The sequence below is a fragment of the Pollutimonas bauzanensis genome, from assembly GCF_040393045.1.
Classification (GTDB): domain Bacteria; phylum Pseudomonadota; class Gammaproteobacteria; order Burkholderiales; family Burkholderiaceae_B; genus Pollutimonas; species Pollutimonas bauzanensis_A.
In genome coordinates this window covers 1-5,870 of the sequence record NZ_JBEBUX010000186.1, presented here as the reverse complement: position 1 = coordinate 5,870, position 5,870 = coordinate 1, and the positions used below count along the sequence as shown (strand labels likewise).

The 5,870-nt window shown below is 56.6% G+C and carries 7 protein-coding genes; 4 read left to right on the top strand and 3 right to left on the bottom strand.

Annotated elements, in window-relative coordinates:
• Both ABWO67_RS18830 and ABWO67_RS18825 read left to right on the top strand, forming a co-directional pair.
• Positions 1 to 446, top strand: a 446-nt coding sequence (locus ABWO67_RS18830; RefSeq protein ID WP_353154720.1) for an FMN-dependent NADH-azoreductase, incomplete at its 5' end; no start/stop codon positions are given.
• Between the two features lie 96 nt (positions 447 to 542).
• A complete protein-coding gene (locus ABWO67_RS18825; RefSeq protein ID WP_502930056.1) occupies positions 543 to 905 on the top strand; it encodes a lysozyme inhibitor LprI family protein in 363 nt (120 codons plus the stop codon).
• A 16-nt stretch (positions 906 to 921) separates the two neighbouring features.
• Here the strand turns inward: ABWO67_RS18825 and ABWO67_RS18820 are convergent, their stop codons facing one another.
• Positions 922 to 1,839, bottom strand: coding sequence for a LysR family transcriptional regulator (locus tag ABWO67_RS18820; protein ID WP_353154714.1), 918 nt, complete (start codon positions 1,837 to 1,839; stop codon positions 922 to 924).
• A gap of 109 nt (positions 1,840 to 1,948) precedes the next feature.
• Between ABWO67_RS18820 and ABWO67_RS18815 the strand changes: the two genes are divergently transcribed.
• Both ABWO67_RS18815 and ABWO67_RS18810 read left to right on the top strand, forming a co-directional pair.
• The gene (locus ABWO67_RS18815) at positions 1,949 to 2,986 is read left to right on the top strand and encodes a Bug family tripartite tricarboxylate transporter substrate binding protein (protein ID WP_353154711.1); all 1,038 of its coding nucleotides are present in this window, start codon (positions 1,949 to 1,951) and stop codon (positions 2,984 to 2,986) included.
• A gap of 82 nt (positions 2,987 to 3,068) precedes the next feature.
• Positions 3,069 to 4,658 (top strand): gamma-glutamyltransferase family protein, encoded by a 1,590-nt coding sequence (locus ABWO67_RS18810; RefSeq protein ID WP_353154723.1) that lies wholly within the window; start codon positions 3,069 to 3,071, stop codon positions 4,656 to 4,658.
• A 20-nt stretch (positions 4,659 to 4,678) separates the two neighbouring features.
• On the opposite strand, the gene ABWO67_RS18805 is transcribed toward ABWO67_RS18810, so the two are convergent.
• Both ABWO67_RS18805 and ABWO67_RS18800 read right to left on the bottom strand, forming a co-directional pair.
• Positions 4,679 to 5,650: a Bug family tripartite tricarboxylate transporter substrate binding protein gene (locus tag ABWO67_RS18805; protein WP_353154708.1), complete on the bottom strand. Its 972-nt coding sequence runs from the start codon at positions 5,648 to 5,650 to the stop codon at positions 4,679 to 4,681.
• A gap of 20 nt (positions 5,651 to 5,670) precedes the next feature.
• The coding region (locus tag ABWO67_RS18800; protein ID WP_353154706.1) for a hypothetical protein at positions 5,671 to 5,870 on the bottom strand (200 nt) is incomplete at its 5' end.

Sequence of the window (5,870 nt, the reverse complement as noted above, 5' to 3'; positions counted from 1 at the left end):
CTGGGCTATCGAATGGGGCAGTGCAGCTATCGGAACAATTAATCCAGGAGGTCGAAGCCGCCGACGTGCTGGTCATTGGCACGCCGATGAACAACTTCACTGTACCTTCGGTGCTCAAGGCGTGGATCGACCAGATCCTGCGGATCGGACGTACATTTTCTTCGTCACCGGCGGGGAAGGTAGGTTTGTTGCAAGATCGCCCCGTATTCATTGGCATCGCCTCAGGGGGTGTTTTCACCGGTGACCGTGCCAACCAGCCGGATTTCCTAACCCCTTATATGACGGCAGCGCTCGGCTGCGTGGGTTTGAATACGCTGCGCTTCTTGCCACTGCAGGCAACCGCGTTTCTGGATCACGAGCGGCTCGTCGCTGCCAGAGACAGCTTGATGGCGACAGTCGACGCGGCTTTTGACACCTACATCGGCTGGCACCATACTGGCGTATAGTTTCTGAGTTGGATTGTGCAAAGCGTAACGGAGAACTTCATGCGGGCTTTCGTATTCATTGTGTTGGTGTTTTTTGGCCTCGCGCCCGTGGAGTCCATGTCACAAGCTCACGCTGTTGACTGTGCCAACGCGAGCGCGCAATCTACACTGAACGAGTGCGCTGATAAAGACTACAAGAAGTCGGACGCCGAGCTAAACAAACTCTATAAAGACATCCGGGGCCGTCTGAGCGATCAGCCCGATGCAGTGAAGAAGCTAGTCGCTGCGCAAAAGGCCTGGGTTGCTTTTCGTGATGCCGAGTGCGGTTTTTCCAGCTTTCGCTCGCAAGACGGTAGTGCGTATCCGATGCTAATCAGTATGTGTCGCGATGGTCTTACCCAGACTCGAGTCAAGGACTTGAAAGCTTATTTATTGTGCGAAGAAGGCGATTTGAGCTGCCCTGTTCCGCCGACGAACTGAGGGAACCGCAAGCACGCTATCGCACCCGGGCGGCGCGGTCATGGCATTGCAAGGCCGCGATCAGAAGCGTCATAAAACGCTCAACGCTATTTTTCAAAGTGCCTTTTTCGGCTGTCAGCACCTGAAGACTGCGTGTCGGTAATGCCTCGTCCGCCAGTGGCACGGCAATCAGCGAGCCTTGAGCAAGGGCGTGGCATAGGGTAATTTCCCCCGCCAGGGTTACCGCATGGCCGCCTTCGACCAAGGCGCGAATAAGAGAAGAAGAATTGCTTGAGTATGCCGGGTTGAAGTGGGATCCGTCGCCACCGGAGGACAGTACGTCGAACAGCAACTGCACAGTGGTTCCGGAGTCAGTCATGGCAAGAGGGTAGTTCTTGAGATCTTCCAGCTCTAGCCTGGTGTGATCGGCCAGGGGGTGGCCTTTGCCCATGATGGCGCATATTGGCGACGGAATTTCATGACGCACCTCGACATCGCTACCTGGCTTCAGACTGAACATTAAGCCGATGTCGATACTTCCTTCCCGCAAGCACCGCTGAACGAAACCGGGCGAACCTACACGCACCTGAAAGGTCACCTCGGGATATTGCTGGCGGTATTGCGCAAGGACGTCGGGCAGCAGGTTGTGCGCCACGCCTTCGTTGGTGCCTATGCGGATGGTGCTGTGCGCGACATGTTGAAGGTTGCGGATATGACGCAAGACACCGTCGGAATCCATGGCGACGCGTCGTACGTGATCTGCGAGCAGTTCGCCCGCCTGGGTTAGCACCATGCCTTCCCGTCGCCGTTCGAACAGACGTGCCTCCGTGGTTTCCTCTAGCCGACTGATCTGTCGACTAAGCGCGGAAGATGCTATGTGCAGACGCGCTGCTGCGCGTTTGATGCTGCCGGTCGCAGCAACTTCCAGGAAATAGCGGTGTGCGGTACTTAACATTAAGTGGATTCCAAAAAAGGAAATCGTGGTGCTAATTATTGATGTTGACTGCTAAAAATTCAAATCATAGACTAGCCTCAGACTAGCCGGTTCCTATCATGGAGGAAACATGACTTTTTCTTACTCACCATTTCAACTGCCAGGCCTGCCACCCGTTGTCCGCGGTTTCATGCGGCAAGCGCTCACGAAAGCGGTAGGGGCGGCAGGTATATTGGCGCTCGCAAGTGCGGTGCAGGCAGCCGAGTTTCCGGCTCGACCCATCCAGATCGTTCTGTCGTTCCCACCTGGAGGCGCCACCGATGTGCTGGCCAGAGAGCTGGGCCAGCGTATGACTGCCGGACTGGGACAATCAGTGGTTGTGCTGAACCGCCCGGGTGCGGGAGGAATGATAGGGATGCAGTCAGCTGCACAGGCAAAACCTGACGGCTATACATTGTATATTTCGTCGATTATGTCGAATTCGATCTATGAGGCGTTTAACGGCAAGCAGAGTGTTGCGCTTGATAGTGATTTCGCTGCGGTCGGAGCGATTGCCAGTGCGCCGCATATTCTTGTGACGCCTACCACGGTTGGACTCAAGTCGTTGGACGAGTTGGTGGCCTACCTGAAAAAGAACCCGGGGAAATACAACTATGCCTCAATGGGCGCTGGCACTCTCTCTAATCTCGAAGGCGAAATCTTCAAGGAACAGGCAGGGGTTGATGCCTTGCAGATTCCCTACAAGGGCAGCAGCCAGGCGATTCCTGAAGTGATCTCCGGTACATCGACCTTCATGTTCGACAGCGTAACCAGCTCGTTGCCGCATATCCGTAATGACAATGTCACTGTGCTCGGTGTTGCATCGGACAAGCGTCTTGAGGTATTGCCCGATGTGCCGACCATGACGGAGCTGGGCGTACACGGCCTGGAGGTCGCCAATCTGTTTGCTCTGATGGCGCCTCGTGGCACGCCGCCAGAGCATATTGCGGTGCTCGCTAAGGTGCTGGAAGCCGCCAAGAAGGATCCGAAATTCAAGCAGGCCATCTCGATGCATGGATTCCAGGTGTCCGATCTTAAAAACAGCGCATTGCATCCGTTCATCTTGGATCAACAAACGTTCTGGCTTAAACGAATGAAAGAGCTTGGTATTTCCGTTAAGTCGTCCTGAAGCACAACCGCAAGCCCGGCCAAGCCCTGGCCTGGGAGTTTCAGTTTCACAGTCATTGAGGTTCGCCGTGCCCATACCTGAAATGCCATTTTGGCAGTTGCCTTACCCATCTCAACGCATGCCGCTGCTTGCCGATAACGTAGTCAGCACATCGCAACCGCTGGCAGCCAGCGCTGGCTTGCTGATGCTCGCACGTGGTGGCAACGCTGTAGATGCCGCGTTGGCGACGGCCATCACACTTACGGTTGTGGAGCCGTGCATGAACGGCATCGGTGGCGATTTGTTTGCCATCGTATGGAAAGACGGCAAGCTTCAAGGCTTGAACGCATCCGGGCGGGCGCCTGCTGCGTGGGAAACAGCGCAGTTCGCCGGCAAAGCTGCAATGGATGAGATCGGCTGGGGTAGTGTGACTGTTCCCGGCGCAGTGTCGGGCTGGCGGGCATTGTGGGAGCGGTTTGGCTCTTTGCCTTTCGAAGACCTTTTCGAACCTGCAATACGATACGCGCGTGACGGCTTCCTGGTCTCGCCTACCGTGCATCGCCAATGGCAAAAGCAAGTGGCAAAGCTTAGCAGCCAGCCGGGATTTGCAGAGACATTTGCGCCCAACGGGCACGCACCTTTGCCGGGCGAGCGCTTTCGGTGTCCAGGACAGGCGGAAACGTTGGAGGCAATCGCGTCTAGTAAGGGAGAATCTTTTTACAGAGGCGCGTTGGCGCAAGCGATTGTTGCCCATGCGCGTAATACCGGCGGTTACTTTACCGAAGCAGACCTGGCTAACCATACCGCCGACTGGGTAGACCCGATTGGGATGCGCTATCGTGACTTCGAACTGATGGAAATCGGCCCGAATGGACAAGGAATAGGGGCACTGATGGCGCTGGGTATTCTGAATAACTTCGACATCGCGGGCCAGGAGTGTGACAGCGCACGGTGTCTGCACCTGCAAATCGAAGCGATGAAGCTCGCCTTTGCCGATATGTATGAGTATGTTGGAGACAGCAGGCATATGAACGTATCTAGCGCCCAGCTGCTCGATCCAGGTTATTTGGCCGAGCGTGCACGCTTGATCGACCCGCAGCGTTGCAGTGCGCCGCGGCACGGTTCGCCGCATGTTGGCGGTACCGTCTATATGACGGCGGCCGACAAGGACGGCACCATGATTTCACTGATCCAGTCCAACTTCAAGGGATTCGGCTCTGGCGTGGTCGTGCCCGGGACGGGTATTGCACTGCAAAATCGCGGCTGGGGATTCAGTACACGTCCTGGCCATGCGAATGTGGTCGCGCCCGGAAAACGGCCGTTTCATACGATTATTCCTGGTTTTCTGATGAAGAACGGGGCGCCGCACATGAGCTTTGGTCTCATGGGCGGTTCCATGCAGGCACAGGGGCATGTGCAAATGGTCAGCCGGCTGGCTGATTTTGGTCAGAATCCGCAGGCTGCTGCCGATGCTCCGCGCTGGCGTATTCAGGATGATAACGTCGGCGTGGCCGTTGAATGGAACACCGCGCCAGAGGTCATAGAGCAACTGCGTAGTTACGGGCATCCTGTGACGGTTGCCCCGCGTTTTAACCTGGAATTCGGCAGCGCCCAAATGGCTATGCGTCTGGAGCAAGGTGGATACCTGGCCGCCTCGGATCACCGAAAGGACGGCCTCGCGCTGGGGCTTTAGGAATCGCTATCGAACGTCGCTTAGTCGATAGCGGCGCCGGAACGCTTCACTGCCTTGCCCCACTTCACGACCTCGTCGGCGACGAAACGCTGTCCGTTTTCTGGCGAGTATACGAGTGGCTGGCCCCCACGCTCACCGAGCGCCTTCGCCATCTCGGGTGATTCAAGGATTGCGTTGATTCTTTGGTTCAGATACTTGACCACATCGTCAGGCGTGCCGGCCGGGGCGAAGATCATTGCCCAGCCAACGGCTTCAAAATCCGGATAGCCCGATTCGGCCACGGTAGGTACGTCCGGCAATTGCGGGACACGTTCGCGTGTGGTTACAGCCAAAGCTACGGCACTTTTGGATTTCACATGGGGCAGGGCAGCCGTGACTGAGTCGACCATCAGCGGCACATGGTTGCCCAAGAAGTCCGCCTGGGCTGGGCCGCTGCCTTTGTAAGGTATGTGGCGCAACTCAATACCGGCGTCGGCTTTGAGCATTTCTGCGGACAGATGTTGCGTTCCGCCAATACCGGCACTCGCATACGCAAGGTCGTCGGGCTTGGCCTTGGCCTGCTCGATAAGGTCAGAAAGGGAATTGATGCCGCTCTTTGGATTGGCCAGGAAAATCAGCGGCACGGTAAATATCCCGCCCACCGGGATAAAGTCGTCCTTCAACGAATAACCGGGATTGCTGTACAGCGTCTGGTTGACGGCGCCGGCGCTGCCACCCACTGCAAGGGTATAGCCATCTGCCTTGGCCCGGGCGACATACTGCATACCGATATTGCTTCCCGCACCCGCCTTGTTTTCAACAATGACAGCTTGCCCGACATCTTTGGCCAGTGCTTCTGCCACCATGCGGGCAAAAATATCAGTGGCCTGGCCTGGTGGAAACGGTACGACCAGATTGATGGGCCGTTCGGGATAGGCGGCGTGGGCTAGGCCAGCCGCGCTGACAAGGGCGCAGGCCATAAGGCCTGTAAGCACTTTGAGTCGCTTGAACATGAAATACCTTTCGTTGAGTTTTATACCGTAACAATGAAGCATTCGTCGGAACGACTCGACAATACCGGGTATGGGTCGTATCGGTTCAAGGCTCGCTGTGGGCGCGTAGGCAGGCGCAGCGTACCAACGGATAGCGCCCCAAGGTTGTGGGCCGCTTCCGGACTTTTTGCAGGCAGCGCAGTTGTGCCGCGGCTGCCGAGGGTGAATTGTACTGGTAGCG

Bases quoted from the DNA above. Each gene is read 5' to 3' on its own strand.
- ABWO67_RS18825 (WP_502930056.1), top strand. From the start codon at position 543: ATGTCACAAGCTCACGCTGTTGACTGTGCCAACGCGAGCGCGCAATCT.
- ABWO67_RS18810 (WP_353154723.1), top strand. From the start codon at position 3,069: ATGCCATTTTGGCAGTTGCCTTACCCATCTCAACGCATGCCGCTGCTT.
- ABWO67_RS18815 (WP_353154711.1), top strand. From the start codon at position 1,949: ATGACTTTTTCTTACTCACCATTTCAACTGCCAGGCCTGCCACCCGTT.
- ABWO67_RS18820 (WP_353154714.1), bottom strand. From the start codon at position 1,839: ATGTTAAGTACCGCACACCGCTATTTCCTGGAAGTTGCTGCGACCGGC.
- ABWO67_RS18805 (WP_353154708.1), bottom strand. From the start codon at position 5,650: ATGTTCAAGCGACTCAAAGTGCTTACAGGCCTTATGGCCTGCGCCCTT.